The sequence below is a fragment of the Microbacterium cremeum genome, from assembly GCF_015277855.1.
GTDB classification, from domain to species: domain Bacteria; phylum Actinomycetota; class Actinomycetes; order Actinomycetales; family Microbacteriaceae; genus Microbacterium; species Microbacterium cremeum.
Genome location: NZ_CP063812.1, coordinates 3,100,306 through 3,115,877, shown reverse-complemented (window position 1 = coordinate 3,115,877; position 15,572 = coordinate 3,100,306). Strand labels below are relative to the sequence as shown.

The 15,572-nt window shown below is 71.2% G+C and carries 15 protein-coding genes; 9 read left to right on the top strand and 6 right to left on the bottom strand.

Going from position 1 to position 15,572, the window contains the following annotated elements:
- Positions 1-1,434: a dihydropyrimidinase gene (gene hydA, locus IM778_RS14055; protein ID WP_194409457.1), complete on the bottom strand. Its 1,434-nt coding sequence runs from the start codon at positions 1,432-1,434 to the stop codon at positions 1-3.
- Positions 1,435-1,561: 127 nt separating this feature from the next.
- Positions 1,562-2,410, bottom strand: a complete 849-nt coding sequence (locus IM778_RS14050) for a nitrilase-related carbon-nitrogen hydrolase (protein ID WP_194409456.1) — start codon at positions 2,408-2,410, stop codon at positions 1,562-1,564.
- 240 nt (positions 2,411-2,650) lie between these two features.
- On the opposite strand from IM778_RS14050, the gene IM778_RS14045 reads away from it, so the two are divergent.
- The 5 genes from IM778_RS14045 to IM778_RS14025 all read left to right on the top strand — a co-directional run bounded on the left by IM778_RS14045 (position 2,651) and on the right by IM778_RS14025 (position 7,881).
- Positions 2,651-3,850, top strand: a complete 1,200-nt coding sequence (locus tag IM778_RS14045) for a sensor histidine kinase (protein WP_194409455.1) — start codon at positions 2,651-2,653, stop codon at positions 3,848-3,850.
- Positions 3,847-4,485 carry a response regulator gene (locus IM778_RS14040; RefSeq protein ID WP_194409454.1) on the top strand — a complete coding sequence of 213 codons (639 nt, stop codon included), beginning with the start codon at positions 3,847-3,849 and terminating at the stop codon, positions 4,483-4,485. Before IM778_RS14045 ends, IM778_RS14040 begins: the two co-directional genes overlap by 4 nt.
- Positions 4,486-4,628: 143 nt before the next feature.
- Positions 4,629-5,423 carry an ABC transporter ATP-binding protein gene (locus IM778_RS14035; RefSeq protein ID WP_194409453.1) on the top strand — a complete coding sequence of 265 codons (795 nt, stop codon included), beginning with the start codon at positions 4,629-4,631 and terminating at the stop codon, positions 5,421-5,423.
- A gap of 158 nt (positions 5,424-5,581) precedes the next feature.
- Positions 5,582-6,964 carry an ABC transporter permease gene (locus IM778_RS14030; RefSeq protein WP_194409452.1) on the top strand — a complete coding sequence of 461 codons (1,383 nt, stop codon included), beginning with the start codon at positions 5,582-5,584 and terminating at the stop codon, positions 6,962-6,964.
- Between the two features lie 323 nt (positions 6,965-7,287).
- Positions 7,288-7,881 carry an NADPH-dependent FMN reductase gene (locus IM778_RS14025; protein ID WP_194409451.1) on the top strand — a complete coding sequence of 198 codons (594 nt, stop codon included), beginning with the start codon at positions 7,288-7,290 and terminating at the stop codon, positions 7,879-7,881.
- A 6-nt stretch (positions 7,882-7,887) separates the two neighbouring features.
- Here IM778_RS14025 and IM778_RS14020 read toward each other — a convergent pair whose 3' ends face one another.
- Positions 7,888-8,433, bottom strand: coding sequence for a hypothetical protein (locus IM778_RS14020; RefSeq protein WP_194409450.1), 546 nt, complete (start codon positions 8,431-8,433; stop codon positions 7,888-7,890).
- Between the two features lie 91 nt (positions 8,434-8,524).
- Here IM778_RS14020 and IM778_RS14015 point away from each other — a divergent pair, with 91 nt between their 5' ends.
- Complete coding sequence (locus tag IM778_RS14015) at positions 8,525-9,184, top strand: 2-phosphosulfolactate phosphatase (protein ID WP_194409449.1); 660 nt, start codon at positions 8,525-8,527, stop codon at positions 9,182-9,184.
- A 37-nt stretch (positions 9,185-9,221) separates the two neighbouring features.
- On the opposite strand, the gene IM778_RS14010 is transcribed toward IM778_RS14015, so the two are convergent.
- The 3 genes from IM778_RS14010 to IM778_RS14000 form a co-directional block, all read right to left on the bottom strand.
- Complete coding sequence (locus IM778_RS14010) at positions 9,222-9,710, bottom strand: SprT-like domain-containing protein (RefSeq protein ID WP_194409448.1); 489 nt, start codon at positions 9,708-9,710, stop codon at positions 9,222-9,224.
- 44 nt (positions 9,711-9,754) lie between these two features.
- Complete coding sequence (locus IM778_RS14005) at positions 9,755-10,282, bottom strand: tetratricopeptide repeat protein (protein ID WP_194409447.1); 528 nt, start codon at positions 10,280-10,282, stop codon at positions 9,755-9,757.
- Positions 10,283-10,403: 121 nt separating this feature from the next.
- The gene (locus IM778_RS14000) at positions 10,404-11,324 is read right to left on the bottom strand and encodes a spermidine synthase (protein ID WP_194409446.1); all 921 of its coding nucleotides are present in this window, start codon (positions 11,322-11,324) and stop codon (positions 10,404-10,406) included.
- Positions 11,325-11,580: 256 nt separating this feature from the next.
- On the opposite strand from IM778_RS14000, the gene IM778_RS13995 reads away from it, so the two are divergent.
- From IM778_RS13995 to IM778_RS13985, 3 genes are all read left to right on the top strand, one after another.
- Entirely contained in the window at positions 11,581-13,242 is a 1,662-nt protein-coding gene (locus IM778_RS13995) for an ABC transporter substrate-binding protein (RefSeq protein ID WP_194409445.1), read from the top strand.
- A gap of 171 nt (positions 13,243-13,413) precedes the next feature.
- Positions 13,414-14,418 carry an ABC transporter permease gene (locus tag IM778_RS13990; RefSeq protein ID WP_194409444.1) on the top strand — a complete coding sequence of 335 codons (1,005 nt, stop codon included), beginning with the start codon at positions 13,414-13,416 and terminating at the stop codon, positions 14,416-14,418.
- Between the two features lie 34 nt (positions 14,419-14,452).
- Positions 14,453-15,415: an ABC transporter permease gene (locus IM778_RS13985; RefSeq protein WP_194409443.1), complete on the top strand. Its 963-nt coding sequence runs from the start codon at positions 14,453-14,455 to the stop codon at positions 15,413-15,415.
- Positions 15,416-15,572: the final 157 nt, after the last annotated feature.

Sequence of the window (15,572 nt, the reverse complement as noted above, 5' to 3'; positions counted from 1 at the left end):
TCATGTCAGGTACTGGCTGAGGCCGCGCTTGAGGAACCGGCCGTCGCCCTTGGCGCCGAGGTATGTGCCGCCGTCGACGATCACCTTGCCGCGCGAGAGCACGGTGTCGACGTGGCCGTCGATCTCGAAGCCCTCCCACGCGGAGTGGTCCATGTTCATGTGGTGGGATGCCGCGGAGATCGTGGTGTGGCCGTGCGGGTCGTAGACGACGACGTCGCCGTCCGCGCCGGGCTGGATCACGCCCTTGCGGCCGTACAGGCCGAACATGCGCGCCGGCGTGGTGCTCGTGAGCTCGACCCACCGCTCGAGGGTGAGCTTGCCGGTCACCACGCCCTGGTACATGAGGTCCATGCGGTGCTCGACCCCGCCGATCCCGTTCGGGATCGCGCGGAAGTCGTCGAGCCCCAGCTCCTTCTGGCCCTTCATGCAGAACGGGCAGTGGTCGGTCGAGACCATCTGGATGTCGTTGGTGCGCAGCGCCTGCCACATGTGGTGCTGATGTCCCTCGGTGCGGCTGCGCAGCGGCGTCGAGCACACCCACTTGGCGCCCTCGAACTGCCCCCACTCCTCGCTGAATGCGCCGAGCTGCTCCTCGAGCGAGAGGTAGAGGTACTGCGGGCAGGTCTCGCCGAACACGTTCCAGCCCTGGTCGCGCGCCCATGCGATCTGCTCGACCGCCTGCTTCGCACTGACGTGCACGGTGTACAGCGGCGCCCCGGTGAGGTTCGCGAGCATGATCGCCCGGTGGGTCGCCTCCTCCTCGAGCTGCCAGGCGCGGGCGATGCCGTGATAGTACGGCGCCTTCTTGCCCACCTCGGCCAACTGCGCGGCGAGGACGTCGATGGCCGGGCCGTTCTCGGCGTGCATCATCGTGAGCAGGCCGGTCTCGGCCGAGACCTGCATCGCCTTCAGCACCTGGGCGTCGTCGGAGTAGAACACGCCCGGGTACGCCATGAAGAGCTTGAAGCTCGAGATGCCCTCGTCGAGGAGCCCGCGCATCGCCGCGAGCGAGTCGTCGTCGATGCCGCCGACGATCTGGTGGAAGCCGTAGTCGATCGCGCAGTTGCCCGCGGCCTTGTCGTGCCACGCGGCCAGTCCGTCCTGCACGCGCTCGCCATAGCGCTGCACCGCGAAGTCGATGATGGTCGTCGTGCCGCCCCACGCCGCCGCGCGGGTTCCGGTCTCGAACGTGTCGGACGCGTTGGTGCCGCCGAAGGGCAGCTCCATATGGGTGTGCGCGTCGATCCCGCCGGGGATGACGTACTTGCCGGTCGCGTCGACGACGGTGTCGACGGATGCTGCGACATCCGTCCCCAGCAGCTGCGAGCCGGGTGCGAGCACCGCGGCGATGGTCTCGCCGTCGATGAGCACGTCGGCCTCGCCCCGCCCTGTCGCCGAGACGACGGTCCCGCCCTTGATGAGTGTGGTGGTCATTGCGTGGTTCTCCTCTCCACCCGGTCGTTGAGCGAGGAGCGAAGCGACGAGACGAAACGCGCCGAGCTCACCTCGCAGGTCTCGGGCGTTTCGTCTCGCTTCGCTCGCTCAACGACCGATGGCTCCATCACGGCTTCGCGATCTTCGTGTAGGAGTCGGGGCGCCGGTCGCGGTAGAACTGCCAGTCGTCGCGCATCTCGCGCACCATCTCCAGGTCGAGGTCGCGCACCAGCAGCTCCTCGTGCTCGCCCGAGCCGCGTTCGCCGACGAAGTTGCCGCGCGGGTCGATCACCTGGCTCGTGCCGTAGAAGTCGACGGCGAGGTCTCCGTACTCGTTGTCCTCGCGTCCGACGCGGTTCGGCTGCAGCACGAAGTAGCCGTTCGCGACCGCGGCGGCCGGGCCTTCGACCTCCCACAGCCGGTTCGACAGGCCGGGCTTGGTGGCGTTGGGGTTGAAGACCATGTGGGCATCGGCGAGGCCGAGCTCGCGCCATCCTTCGGGGAAGTGCCGGTCGTAGCAGATGTACATGCCGACGCGCCCCACGGCCGTCTCGAACACCGGGTAGCCGAGGTTGCCGGGGCGGAAGTAGAACTTCTCCCAGAACCGGTCGAGGTGCGGCAGGTGGTGCTTCCGGTACTTGCCGAGGATGCTCCCGTCGGCGTCGACGAGCACCGAGGTGTTGTAGTAGACCCCGGTCTCGGCCTCTTCGTAGATCGGCAGCACCATCACGATGCCGAGCTCCTTCGCCACCGCGGCGAAGCGCTGCACGATGGGTCCGTCGGCGGGCTCTGCGAACCGGTAGTACTTCTTGTCCTGCGTGATCCCGAAGTACGGGCCGTAGAACAGCTCCTGGAAGCACACGACCTGCGCGTCCTGGGCTGCGGCATCCCGCGCGAACCCTTCGTGCTTGTCGAGCATCGACTCCTTGTCGCCGGTCCAGGTGGTCTGCGAAATGGCCGCGCGTACCGTGGTCATGGTTCTCCGTCCGTCCTTGGCTGGGTCCCTCCGGGCGGGACCGACGGGGTGGGATCGATGGAGCAGCCCCGTTCCCTGATCCTGTCGACCCGACATTTCCCGTCGGTTTCGCCCTGTGACGCGACAGTAAAGCCTCCCGGCCCGGGAGGCAATGGTCGGCCCGGCAGACCTTAAGCAGGTGACGCCCGGATACATCTCGCGATGGATGCCGGGGCACGCGGTCTCGCGTACCGTGAAACGGTGTTCCGCCGCATGAAGCCCTACCAGCTCGTCGTCGACGTCGGGCTCGCGGTGGTCTTCTTCCTCGTCGCGACGCCGGTCGAAGCGGTGATGGGCGGGGGCTACCTGGGCACGGGCTCCCCGTCGGCCGACGCGTGGAGGATGCTGTCCGCGTTCGTCACCGCCCTCCTGTTCAGCGGCGCGCTCGCCATGCGACGGCTGTCGCCGGCGCTCGCGCTGGGCCTGGCGTGGGCCGGCGCCCTGGTGCAGATCGCGCTGGGCCGCTCGCCCAGCTTCTCGGACCTCGCCATCTTCGCGGTCCTGTACACGACGGCGGCCTACGGCTCGCGCGGGGTGTCGCGCGCCGGCCTCGCCTCGACCGTCGTGGGCGCGCTCGTGATCACGGTCTACCTCATGGCCGGCCCCGGCTTCGCGAACGGGATGCCGTCGTGGGATGCCATCCCCTCCGCCCTGCTCATGCTGGTCGCGGCGGGCTTCGCGCTCGGCCTGTCGTGGACCATCGGCGCGCTCGTGCGCAGCGCCGTGCGAGCGCGCGAGACCCGCGAGGCGCAGCAGCGCGCCGAGTCCGAGGCGATCGCCGAGCAGGAGCGTGTGCGCATCGCCCGGGACATGCACGACGTCGTGGCGCATTCGCTCACCGTCGTGATCGCGCAGGCGAACGGCGCGCGCTACGCGGCGGCCGCCGATCCGGCGGCTGCGGCGGCGGCGCTCGAGACGATCTCGAGCACTGCCGGCGCCGCCCTCGCCGACGTGCGCCTGCTGCTGACGCAGCTGCGTCACAGCCAGAGCGACGGCCCGCAGCCGACCCTCGCCGATCTCGAGGCGCTGTACGCGCAGGTGCGCGCAGCGGGCGTGCCGCTGCGGGTCGACGTCGACCCCGTGCCGCCCGGAGCGCCGCCGGCCGCGGCACAACTCGCGGTGTACCGCATCCTGCAGGAGGCGCTCACGAACGCCCTGCGCCACGGCGCTCCCGGGAAACCGGTGGACGTGCGCCTGTCGTGGTACCCGGACCGCGTCGAGGTCGCCGTCCGCAACGGGCTCGCCGAGCGCGCGCCGACCGGCGCCGACCCGGCCCGCGGACACGGCATCATCGGCATGCGCGAGCGGGCTCAGCTGGCCGGCGGCCGGCTGGAGGCGGGTGCCCACCCCGGTGGGTCGTTCCTCGTCTCGGCCGTGATCCCGATCGGAGCCTCCGCATGATCCGCGTCGCGCTCGTCGACGACCAGGCGCTGTTCCGCGCCGGGATCCGCATGCTCGTCGACTCGCAGCCCGACCTCGAGGTCGTGGCCGAGGCATCCGATGGACGTCAAGCGCTCGACGTGGTGCGCGCGGCGCGGCCGGACGTCGTCCTCATGGACATCCGCATGCCGGTCATGGACGGGCTCGCCGCGACCGCGGAGCTGCTGACGGATGCCGAGCCGCCGCGCATCGTCATGCTCACGACGTTCGACCTCGACGAGGCCGCCGCGCGCGCGATCCGGCAGGGGGCGAGCGGCTTCCTGCTGAAGGACGCCGACCCCGAGTTCCTGCTCGCGGCGATCCGCACGGTGCATTCCGGCTCGGCCGTGATCGCGGCATCCGCCACCCGTGACCTGTTCGCCCACTTCGCAGGCGCCGCGCCGGCGCCGGTGCCACCCGCGTACGCGGGGCTGACCGAGCGCGAGCGCGAGATCTTCGCGCTCGCCGCCCGCGGGCTCTCGAACGCCGAGATCGCCGCGCGCGAGTACCTCTCGGAGGCCACGGTGAAGACGCACATCAGCCGCATCCTCACGAAGCTGTCGCTGCGCGACCGCGTGCAGCTCGTGGTCTTCGCCTTCGAGCACGGCCTGACGTAGCCGGCCGACGCCCCTCGTCGCCGCACGCGGTGTGCGCGATGAAGGGCTGACGCGAGAGGGAGGCGCGAGTCATCCTTCCGATGTAGACGGATGCCTCTGACGGGCGACGCGCGCGACACCGGGTCGTCCATACCGTCGAAGGCATGGAACTCTCATCGACAGACCTGGGCCTGGCGGCCCGGGTGCAGCAGCTCACGAAGACCTACGGAACCGGCGAGAGCACGGTGCGCGCCCTCGACGGCGTCAGCGTCGGCATCCGCCGCGGCGAGTTCACCGCGATCATGGGGCCGTCGGGTTCGGGCAAGTCGACCCTCATGCACATCATGGCCGGGCTCGACGCGCCGACGAGCGGGCGCGCGTGGATCGGCGACACCGACATCACCGGGCTCTCCGACCTCGAGCTGACCGTGCTGCGCCGGCGCCGCGTCGGCTTCGTCTTCCAGGCGTTCAACCTCGTGCCGACCCTCGACGCGCTCGGCAACATCCTCCTGCCGTTCGACCTGGACGGGCGTCGCCCGACGGCGATCGAGCGTGCCCGCATCGACGGGCTGATCGAGCGCCTGGGTCTCACCTCGCGCCTCGGCCACCGTCCTCACCAGCTCTCGGGCGGCCAGCAGCAGCGGGTGGCGATCGCCCGCGCGCTCGCGACGGCGCCCGACCTGGTGTTCGCCGACGAGCCCACGGGCAACCTCGATTCGCGCTCCGGGCGCGAGGTGCTCGCGCTCCTCGCGGTGGCGAGCCGGGAGCACGGCCAGTCCATCGCGATGGTGACGCACGACCCGGTGGCCGCGTCGCACGCCGACCGCGTGCTGTTCCTCGGCGACGGGCGCATCGTCGCCGACAAGCCCCGCCAGAGCGCCGAGGAGATCTCGGCCTACATGCTGGCGTCCGAGCTCGGGGCGGCGCCGGTCGCCGCCGCGACGGGGGTGGCGTCGTGACGACCGCGACCGGGACGAGCCGGATGCCGGGGCACCCCGCCGCCGGATCGGGGAGCGACGACCCGCGCCGGCCGCGCACCGCAGCGCCGGCATCCCCCCTCTCCTCCCGGAGCGACTCCGCGACGCGCGCACCTCTCGCGTGGCTTCGGGAGCGCGGCATGGGCGCGAGCATCCTGGTGGCCGCGATCTCCAGCGCGTTCGGCGCCGTCCTGCTGAGCGCCACCGGCTACATCGCGGCGATCATGCGCGCCGACCCGTACATCGGCGACAGCGGCACCCTCGCCGTCGTGCTGGCGATCCTGTCGGTCCTGCTCATCGGGGTCGCCGTCTACGTGGCGTCGATCGTGACCGCCAACACCTTCGCGACGGTCATCGCCGGCCGCACCCGCCGCATCGCGCTGCTGCGCCTGATCGGCGCCTCCGCGCGTTCGCAGCGCGCCGAGGTGGCGCGGCAGGGACTCGTGGTCGGCGTCATCGGCGCCGGCGTGGGGCTCGTCGCGGGGACCCTCGCGTCGTGGGCGGGTGTGCTCGTCGCCGGACCGCTCCTCGGCACCGGCGATGTCGAGTACGCGGTGCTCCAGCCCGTGCTCGTGCTGCCGGCGGTCGTGGTCGCGCTGACGACGTGGGCGGCGGCGTGGGCGGGTTCACGCCGCGTGCTCACCGTCACGCCGCTGCAGGCGCTCGGCGGCTCGGTCGAGGCATCCCACGACGCCGTCTCACGACGCGGGCGCCGCAACGGCGCCGCGATCGCGCTGTTCGCGATCGGCGCCGCGCTGCTGGCGGGTGGCATCGTGCTCGGGCTCATCACGCCGCTCGGCGTCATCGTCGCGTTCTTCGGCGGCATCTTCTCGTTCACCGGGCTCGCGCTCGGGGCGACGCTGGTGATGCCCCCGGTGCTGCGGCTCGTGGGCCGCATGTTCGGCGGCTCGGCGACGGCCCGCCTCGCGGCCGAGAACGCCCTGCGCTATCCCGAGCGCTCCAGCCGCATGGCGATCGGTGTCGTGATGGGCGTCACGCTCGTGACGATGTTCGCCGTCGCCCTCGAGACGGTGAAGGTCGTGCTGACGATGTCCGCCGGCGGCGACGCCCCGGACGAGCTGAACACGCTCATCGACACCTTCTCGGCCGTCATGATGGGCCTGGTCGCGGTCTCGGCCGTGATCGCGGCCGTGGGCCTGGTGAACCTCCTCACGATCGGCGTCGTGCAGCGGCGCCGCGAGCTCGGTCTGCTGCGGGCACTGGGTGTCTCGACCGGGCAGGTGCGCCGCATGGTGCTGCTCGAGGCCGCCCACGTCACGATCGCGGCCACCGCCACGGGACTCGTGCTCGGCATCGCCTACGGCTGGGCGGGCGCGCAGTCGCTGCTGGGTGCTGTGCCCATCCCGCCGTCGTTCTCGGCGCCGACACTCGTCGCACCCGCCGTGCCGTGGATCCCGGTCGCCGTCATCGTCCTCGCGACGGCCGTGCTCACGCTCGTCGCGGCGGTGGTGCCGACGCGGCTCGCGACGCGCGTCGCCCCCGTCGAGGCCCTGGCGGACTGACCCCCGCCGACATTCGGCGCCTTCCCGCAACGCCCGGCCCTTTCCGAGAACAGGTGATCTGGCGAAGGCAGGACGTTCCACCCGGGAATCGTCCTGCGTACGCCAGATCACCTGTTCTGGAAGGGGACCGGCGAGGGCTGAGGCTGAGGCTGGGGCGGGGGCGGGGGCCGGGGCTGGGGCAGGGGCAGGGGCTGAGGCGGGGGCTGGGGCGGGGCGGGGCGGGACGGGCGACGGATGCCTCGGCACGGGCTTCGTGCTGAGGCATCCGTCGCCGTCGCGCAAGGGGGGTGCGCGAACCCCGGGCCGGCACGCACGCTGAGGTCATGGACATCGAGATCATGCAGCACGAACCGCCCTACCGTGTGGGTGTCATCATCGGCAGCCTGTCGCGCGAATCGATCAATCGACGCCTCGCGGCCGCGCTTCAGCGCGTGGCCCCGCCGGAGTTCGAGTTCTTCGAGATCTCGTACTCCGACCTTCCGGTGTACAACCGCGACTTCGACGCGGACTATCCGCAGGTGGCGCGGGACTTCAAGGAGTCGATCCGCTCGGCCGACGCTCTCCTGTTCGTCACCCCGGAGTACAACCGCTCCCTTCCCGGTGCGCTGAAGAACGCGATCGACTGGGGCAGCCGGCCCTACGGCGACAACGCGTGGTCCGACCTGCCCACGGCCGTGATCGGGGCATCGTCCGGCCAGATCGGCACCGCGGTCGGGCAGCAGACGCTGCGCAGCACGCTGAGCTACCTCAACGCGCGGCAGATGACCGCGCCCGAGGCGTACATCCACTTCACGCCCGACCTGATCGACGACGAGGGCGCCGTGAGCGTGCCCGACACCGAGGAGTTCCTGCGCACGTTCATGCGGAAGTTCCTCGAGTACACCACCCGCGTGCTGACGGTGATCCCGCAGGACTGACGGGTTTCACCCGGCGTCGGGGTTCCACCCGGCGTCGGGCCCGGGCTCCTGGCCGGCGAGCTCGGGGTCGTGCGCCCATGTCGGGGCGAGGGCGCGGATCCGCGCCGCGCGCCACTGCCACACCGTCCAGAGCAGGGGCCAGAGGGCGGGCGCGGTCGGCCCGCCGATGACGAGCCGATCGCGCCACAGCGTCTTGCCGCGAGCGCGAGGGGCCGGTGAGATCGCCATCTGGTGATCCCACACGTCGAGACTCGCGAGCGGGCCGGTCAGCGGGATGCCGCTGTCGCGGAAGATCCGCACGACCCCGCCCGGCTCGTCCACGATGCGGTCGCTGGTGTGGATCAACTGTCGTCCCATCGGCACCACGCCGAACGCGGTGAGCTGCACCGGCACATCGTCGCCGGGGCTCCACGACGTCGGCAGTCCGCTCGGCACGAGGGGCTCGAGGTCGAGGAAGGGACCGTACAGCTCGGCCACCGCGCGCGGGGAGTGCAGCGCCCGCCACGCGGAGTCGGGGTCGCAGTCGATCACGAGCTTCAGCAGGATCCGCATGCTCCAGTGTCGCACCCGGCCTGCGGCGGCGTCGCGCCTTCGGTCCTCAGGATCGACGGCGGGAGGGGATGCCGCGGCCTACGCTGGACGGATGCCCGAGAGTGCGTTCGACCAGCACCGGTACCAGGTCCGTCACGAGTGGGGCGCGGACGGCCTCGGCCGCCTCGCTCCGGCCGATGTCGTCGTGGTCGTCGACGTTCTGCGGTTCTCGACGACGGTGACGGATGCCGTCGCCCAGGGCCGCAGCTTCGCGCTCGACGACGCCGCGCACGCGGTGTCGCTCAACGGCGCCGCGGTGGCGGCCGCGGCGGCGAGCACCGGTGCGGTCGTGATGCTCGGATGCCTCCGCAACGCGTCGGCCGTCGCCCGCGCGGTCCTCGCCGAGCAGCAGCGCCGCGGCGCGCGCACGAGCGTCGCGATCATCGCGGCGGGGGAGCTTCGACGGGCTCAGGAGGCGGGCCGTCGCGAGCCCGGCGCTCCGCTGCGCTTCGCGGTCGAGGATCAGCTCGGCGCCGGTGCGCTCGTCGACGCCCTCGGAGCGCTCGGCATCGGCCACACGTCTCCCGAGGCCGCCGCGGCCGGTGAGGTGTTCCGCGGGCTTCGCGGAGCCGTGCGGCACCTGCTCACCGCGAGCGGCTCGGGGCAGGAGCTCCTCGACCTGGACCGCCGCGACGAGGTGCTCGACGCGGCCGCGGTGGACGCGGCATCCGTCGTCCCGGTGCTTCGCGAAGGCGCGTTCGCGGCGTACTGAACCCGCCCCGTTCCGCCTCGCGCGCGACCGGGCGGTGCTAGCGCGGGGTCATCGCGGCCAGGCGCGCCGCGGGCGTGATCTCGCGCCGGGTCCACGTGAACAGGAACCGCTCGTCGAACACCCGGGCGCACTTCGCGCACGAGGTCGGCCGCGTCGCCTTGCGGTGGCGGTACGCGACATGGCCCGAGGGGCAGACCCCGATCCACGGTGCGAGCTCGGTCGCCGTCTCGCCGTGATGGGTCGTGCCCCCGACGTACCCGAGGTCGCGCGCGACCGCCCTCCAGCGCGGGCCGTGGCCCGCTCCGGCCCCGGCGAGCGCGTGGGCCACTTCGTGCAGCAGCGTCTGATGGTTGGTGTCGTCGTCGTACCGCGCGGCGAGGTACCGCGAGACGCTGATGCGCTTGTGTGTGTAGTCGCACAGCCCGGCGCGGCGCTTGGCGTTGTCGAACGCGAACGTCCACGACGAGTCCAGATGGGCGGCGATGAGGGCCTCGGCCCAATGCCGCACGCGATGCAGTTCCGACATGTACGGGAGAATAGAACGTATCTACGACACTCGGGCGCGGGGGTTCAGCTGGCGACGGATGCCGCGGCCCGGCGCCGGTCGGCGGCATCGATGGCGAGCAGCGTCGACTCGAGCTGATCGTCGGTCGCACCGGACTCCTGGCGCAGGAACAGCGCCCGCTTGAAGTCCTTGCGGGCCGACTCGTAGTCGCCGTCGTCGTAGTGGACCTTGCCGCGGTGCTGGTAGGCGAACGCGGCGATGCCGGCCCAGCCCTGGCCCTCGGCCTCCTCGGCGCACGTGGTCAGCTCCTGATCGGCGGCGGCGTAGGCGCCGCGCGCCTGCAGCACCGTCGCATGCAGGATGCGGGCGCGCAGCAGGTCCTTTCGGGTGCCGGCCATGCGCGCCACGCGCACCGACTGCTCCGAGACGACGAGGGCGTCCTCGGTGCGGTCGAGCACCTTGAGCAGCCAGACGCGCTCGAGGAGGGCGGGCAGGCTGCGCTGCTCGCCGATCTCTTCGAGGCGCTCCTTGCACTGCCGGGCATCCACCTGCTCGCGAAGCGTGTCGGGGTCGTACCCCCGGATGTAGCTCACCGATGACTCCCTTCGCCAGCGCTGCGGATCGCCTTTCCAGTGTGCCCTCCGCCCGCGTGCACCCGGTCGTGCCACGCCGGTCTCGGCATCCGTCGTCACCCGCATCGGGGCGGGCGCGCGTCTAGCGATCGAAGACGGATGCCGAGGGCTTCGGCGAGGGCGTCGAGTCGGCGTCGGTGGCCACCCGGGCGCCGCGCGCGAAGTCGTCGATCTCTCGGCCTTCCGCGACCTTCGCCGGGTGGGGTCCGGCGGCCATCAGCCGGGGCAGCCACTCCGTCGGCAGGGCGGTGGGGGACGCGGCGATCACGAGGTTGCCGAATCGGCGGCCCTTCAGCGTCTGCACCTCCGCCAGCACGATGACGTGCTCGAACACCGCCTTCACGGTGGCGACCTGACGGCGTGCGAAGGCCAGTCCCGCGCCGTCGGCGACGTTGACGAGCAGGACTCCGTCGGGCGCCAGGAACCGCGCCGCCTCGGTGAAGAACTCCACCGTGGTCAGGTGAGCCGGGGTCTGCGCGCCGGAGTACACGTCCGACACCACGAGGTCGGCCGTGCCCACCAGGCCCGCGGGCAGTCGTCGCAGCGTGTCGCGCGCGTCGCCGATCCGCACGCGGATGGACGCTCCGCGCGGCAGCGGGAGGTTCTCGCGCACGAGGTCCCACAGCGCCGACTCGAGCTCGATCACCTGCTGACGGGATCCGGGCCGCGTCGCCTGGATGTAGCGGGGGATCGTCAGCGCCCCGGCGCCGAGATGGATGGCGGTCAACGGCTGCCCCGGCATGCGCAGCCGGTCGATCACCGCCGCCATGCGCGCGACGTACTCGAAGTGCAGGTGCGTCGGATCGTCGAGGTCGACGTGCGACTGTGGGGTGCCGTCGACGTCGAGCTCCCACCCTCCGCCGAACGCCGACGGGGCGACGCGTGCGAGGGTGCCGTCGCTCAGCCGGGTGGACGGATCGGATGCTGCCGCGCCGTCCGCACGCACGGCTCCGTGCTGCGCGGAGCCTCGGGTGCGCGGCCCCGTCTGCCTCGCCCGCGCCATGGCCACCACGTTATCGTCCGATGCCCCATGTGACCCGGCCATTGCGCTCCTCGCTCAACGATCGGTCGGATGGCTGCGCAGATCGCCCGGGAACCGGCATCCTTCCGTGTCGAAACATAATCGAGACACAGGTGTAATCGTCGGTGCCATCGCGTCCGGGTAGCGTCGGAGGATCACACCCCGATGAGGGCTGAGCGCACCCGGGCTCCACGACGACGTGCAGCGCGGCCCACACGATATGGAAGGTGCACAGCACATGCTCCACACATCGAGAAGGCGCTGGCTCGCCGGCGCCGCGGCGATCGCCGTCGGTGCGGTCGTCCTCACCGCCTGCGCGAGCCAGCGCGAGGGAGGCGGCGCGACCGATGACGGCGACGGCGACGTCGACACCACGTTCGTCTTCGGCGCGTCCGGCGACCCCGCGAGCCTCGACCCCGCGTTCGCGAGCGACGGCGAGACGTTCCGCGTCGCACGCCAGATGTTCGAGGGCCTCGTCGGCACGGTGCCCGGCACCGCCGACCCGGCGCCGCTCCTCGCCAAGAGCTGGGAGCAGCCCGACGACACGACGTACGTGTTCACGCTCGAAGAAGGCGTGACCTTCCACGACGGCACCGACTTCAACGCCGAGGCCGTCTGCTTCAACTTCGACCGTCAGAACGCCTTCACGGGCGTGGCCGCGTCGCAGAGCATGGCGTACTACTGGGGCGTCATCATGCGTGGCTTCGGCGACGACTCGATCTACGGCGGCTGCACCGCCGACAGCGACTACCAGGCGACCATCACGCTGAAGGAGCCGTTCGCCGGGTTCATCCCCGCCCTGTCGCTGCCGTCGTTCTCGATCCAGAGCCCCACGGCCCTCGAGGAGTACGGCGCCGACGACGTCGGCGGCACCGAGGAGGCACCGGTCCAGAGCGAGTACGGCCAGGCCCACCCCACGGGAACCGGACCCTTCGTGTTCGAATCGATGTCGCCCGGCGAGCAGACCGTGCTCACCGCGTACCCCGACTACTGGGGTGAGCAGGGCGTCGTCGAAGAGGTCATCTTCCGCGTCATCGGCGACACCACGGCCCGTCGTCAGGCGCTCGAGTCCGGCAGCATCGACGGCTACGACCTCGTCGCCCCCGCCGACCTGCAGTCCCTCGAGGACGCCGGGTTCTCGCTCGTCAACCGCGACCCGTTCAACGTCCTGTACCTGGGCATGAACCAGGCGGCCCCGGGGCTGTCCGACCCGAAGGTGCGCCAGGCCATCGCGCACGCCGTCGACAAGCAGCAGCTCATCACGCAGGTGCTCCCGGAGGGCACGGTCGCAGCGACGCAGTTCATGCCCGAGGCCGTCATCGGCTGGAACGAGGACGTGACCCAGTACGAGTACGACCCGGAGGCCGCGCAGGCGCTCCTCGCCGAGGCGGGCTACGACGAGTCCAACCCGCTGACGATCACGTTCAACTACCCCGTGAACATCTCGCGGCCGTACATGCCCAACCCCGAGCAGATCTTCACCAACCTGTCGAGCCAGCTCGAGGCGGTCGGGATCGTCGTCAACCCGGTCACCAACGAGTGGGTCGAGTACCTCGACCTCATGCAGGGCGGTTCGGATCACGGCATCCACCTGCTCGGCTGGACGGGCGACTACAACGACCCCGACAACTTCGTCGGCACGTTCTTCGGCCTGCAGACGAACGAGTGGGGCTTCGACAACCCCGAGCTGTTCGGGGCGCTCACCGAAGCGCGCGGTCTCGCGACCGAGGACGAGCAGGAGGCGGCGTACCAGGCGATCAACGAGCAGATCATGCAGTTCCTGCCCGGCGTTCCCCTGGCCCACCCGGTCCCGACCCTCGCGTTCGACGAGCGCGTGACGTTCTACCCGGCCAGCCCGGTGCAGGACGAGGTCTACAACATGGTCGAGCTCAGCGAGTGACGCGCTGAACCCGGACGGCCCCCGCGCCCGTCCACGCACCGCCGGCGCGGTGCGCGGAGCCTCGGGCGCGGGGGCCATGCCCGGGCCCGGCCGTGAACGCCTGGCCGGGACGACCTGTACCCGCTCGTACGTCGCGCGGCGATGACGCCGCGCCCGCACCCCGGAGATCTCGTGCTACGCACCATCGGCAGGCGCATCCTGCTGCTCGTCCCGACCCTGTTCGGCCTGACCCTCCTGCTGTTCTTCTGGGTGCGCGCGCTGCCCGGCGGTCCGGCCGTCGCCCTGCTCGGCGAACGGGCGACGCCCGAGCGGATCGCCGAGATCAACGAGCTGTACGGCTTCAACCAGCCGCTCGTCGTGCAGTACTTCACATGGCTCGGCCAGCTGCTGCAGGGCAACTTCGGCGTCTCGATCCAGACCCAGCGCCCCGTCACCGAGGAGTTCGCGCGCCGCTTTCCGGCCACGCTCGAGCTGACGGTCTTCGCGATCGTCCTGGCCGTGGGCCTCGGCATCGCGCTGGGGTACTGGGCGGCGCGACGCCACGGCAAGGCGGGGGACCACTTCGCGGTCTTCGCCAGCCTCCTCGGCATCACCATCCCGGTGTTCTTCCTCGCGTACATCCTCAAGTGGATCTTCGCCGTGCAGCTGGGATGGCTTCCCTCCGACGGCAGGCAGGATCCACGGCTCGATGCCACGCACTACACGAACCTGTACGTCCTCGACGGCGTGATGACGGGGGAGTGGGATGCCGCGTGGGACGCGTTCCAGCACCTCATCCTTCCCGGCATCGCGCTGGCGACCATCCCGCTCGCGATCATCGTGCGGATCACGCGGGCGTCGGTGCTCGAGGTGCAGAACTCCGACTACGTCCGCACCGGCATGGCGAAGGGCATCTCGCGATCGACGATCCGGGGCCGCTTCATCCTGCGCAACGCGCTGCTCCCCGTGGTCACGACGATCGGGCTCCAGGTGGGTCTGCTCCTGTCGGGGGCGATCCTCACCGAGTCGGTGTTCGCGTACCCCGGCATCGGCTCGTTCCTCGCCCGCGCGATCTTCACGCGCGACTTCCCCGTTCTGCAGGGGTTCATCCTGTTCATCGCGATCCTGTACGCGCTCATCAACCTCGCCGTCGACGTGTCGTACAGCTTCATCGATCCGAGAGTGCGGGTGCAGTGATGCCGAGCCCAGGCACTCAGAACGGAGGCGCGGCATGACATCCGCGATGCTTCCCCCCGCCCCCAGCGGCGGACCCGTCGACGACACCTCGGTCGACGACCGCGAGCTGCTGTCGGCGAAGACCCGCGGCGGCGGCTTCTGGCGCGACGTCTTCCGTCGGCTGCGCCGCAACCCCAGCGCATGGGTGGGCGCCGTCATCATCTCGATCTTCGTGCTCGTCGCGATCTTCGCGCCCCTGCTCGCGCCGTACGGGCCCGAGGCGCTGCCCGGCCGCGAGTACATCACGCCCGGGCACATCCCGGGCCCCGGCGAGGTGCCCGGCTTCCCGCTCGGCCTCGACCGATTCGGCGGCGACCTGCTGTCGAAGCTCATCTGGGGTGCCCGCGCGTCGCTCGTGATCGGCATCGTGTCGACCCTCGTGGGCCTCGTGGGCGGAATGTTCCTCGGCCTGATCGCGGCGACGTTCGGCGGCTGGGTCGACACGCTGGTGATGCGGTTCGTCGACATCCTGCTGTCGGTGCCGTCGCTGCTGCTGGCGGTGTCGATCGCCGCGATCATGGGTCAGACGCCTCTCGCGATCATGATCGCGATCGGTGCCGCCCAGGTGCCGATCTTCGCGCGACTGCTGCGGGCGTCGATGCTGCAGCAGCGTTCGAGCGACTACGTGCTGTCGGCGGCGACCCTCGGCCTCGGCCGCGGGCGCATCACGATGACCCACGTGCTGCCCAACGCGGTCGGACCGGTCATCGTGCAGGCCACGCTGACGCTCGCCACCGCCGTGATCGAGGCGGCGGGCCTGTCGTACCTGGGTCTGGGCGGTGGCGTGCCGCAGACCGCGGAGTGGGGCCGCATGCTCAGCTACGCGCAGCTCGAGCTCGCCGTGAACCCGTGGATCGCGTTCCTGCCCGGCATCTGCATCACGGTCACGGCACTGGGCTTCACGCTGCTCGGCGAGTCGTTGCGCGAGGCCATGGACCCGCGCACGCGCGCCCGCTGAGGCATCCGTCGCCCCCGCCCCGCTCCCCGCGCACCCCCCGCGCCCGGCTACGCCGAGGTCTTGACGCTCCGAGGCCTTGCCGCTCCGAGGTCTTGCCGCTCCGCAGTCAGTTTCTGCGGTGCGGAGGCCGTGAGGGCCGCGGAATGTGACTGCGGAG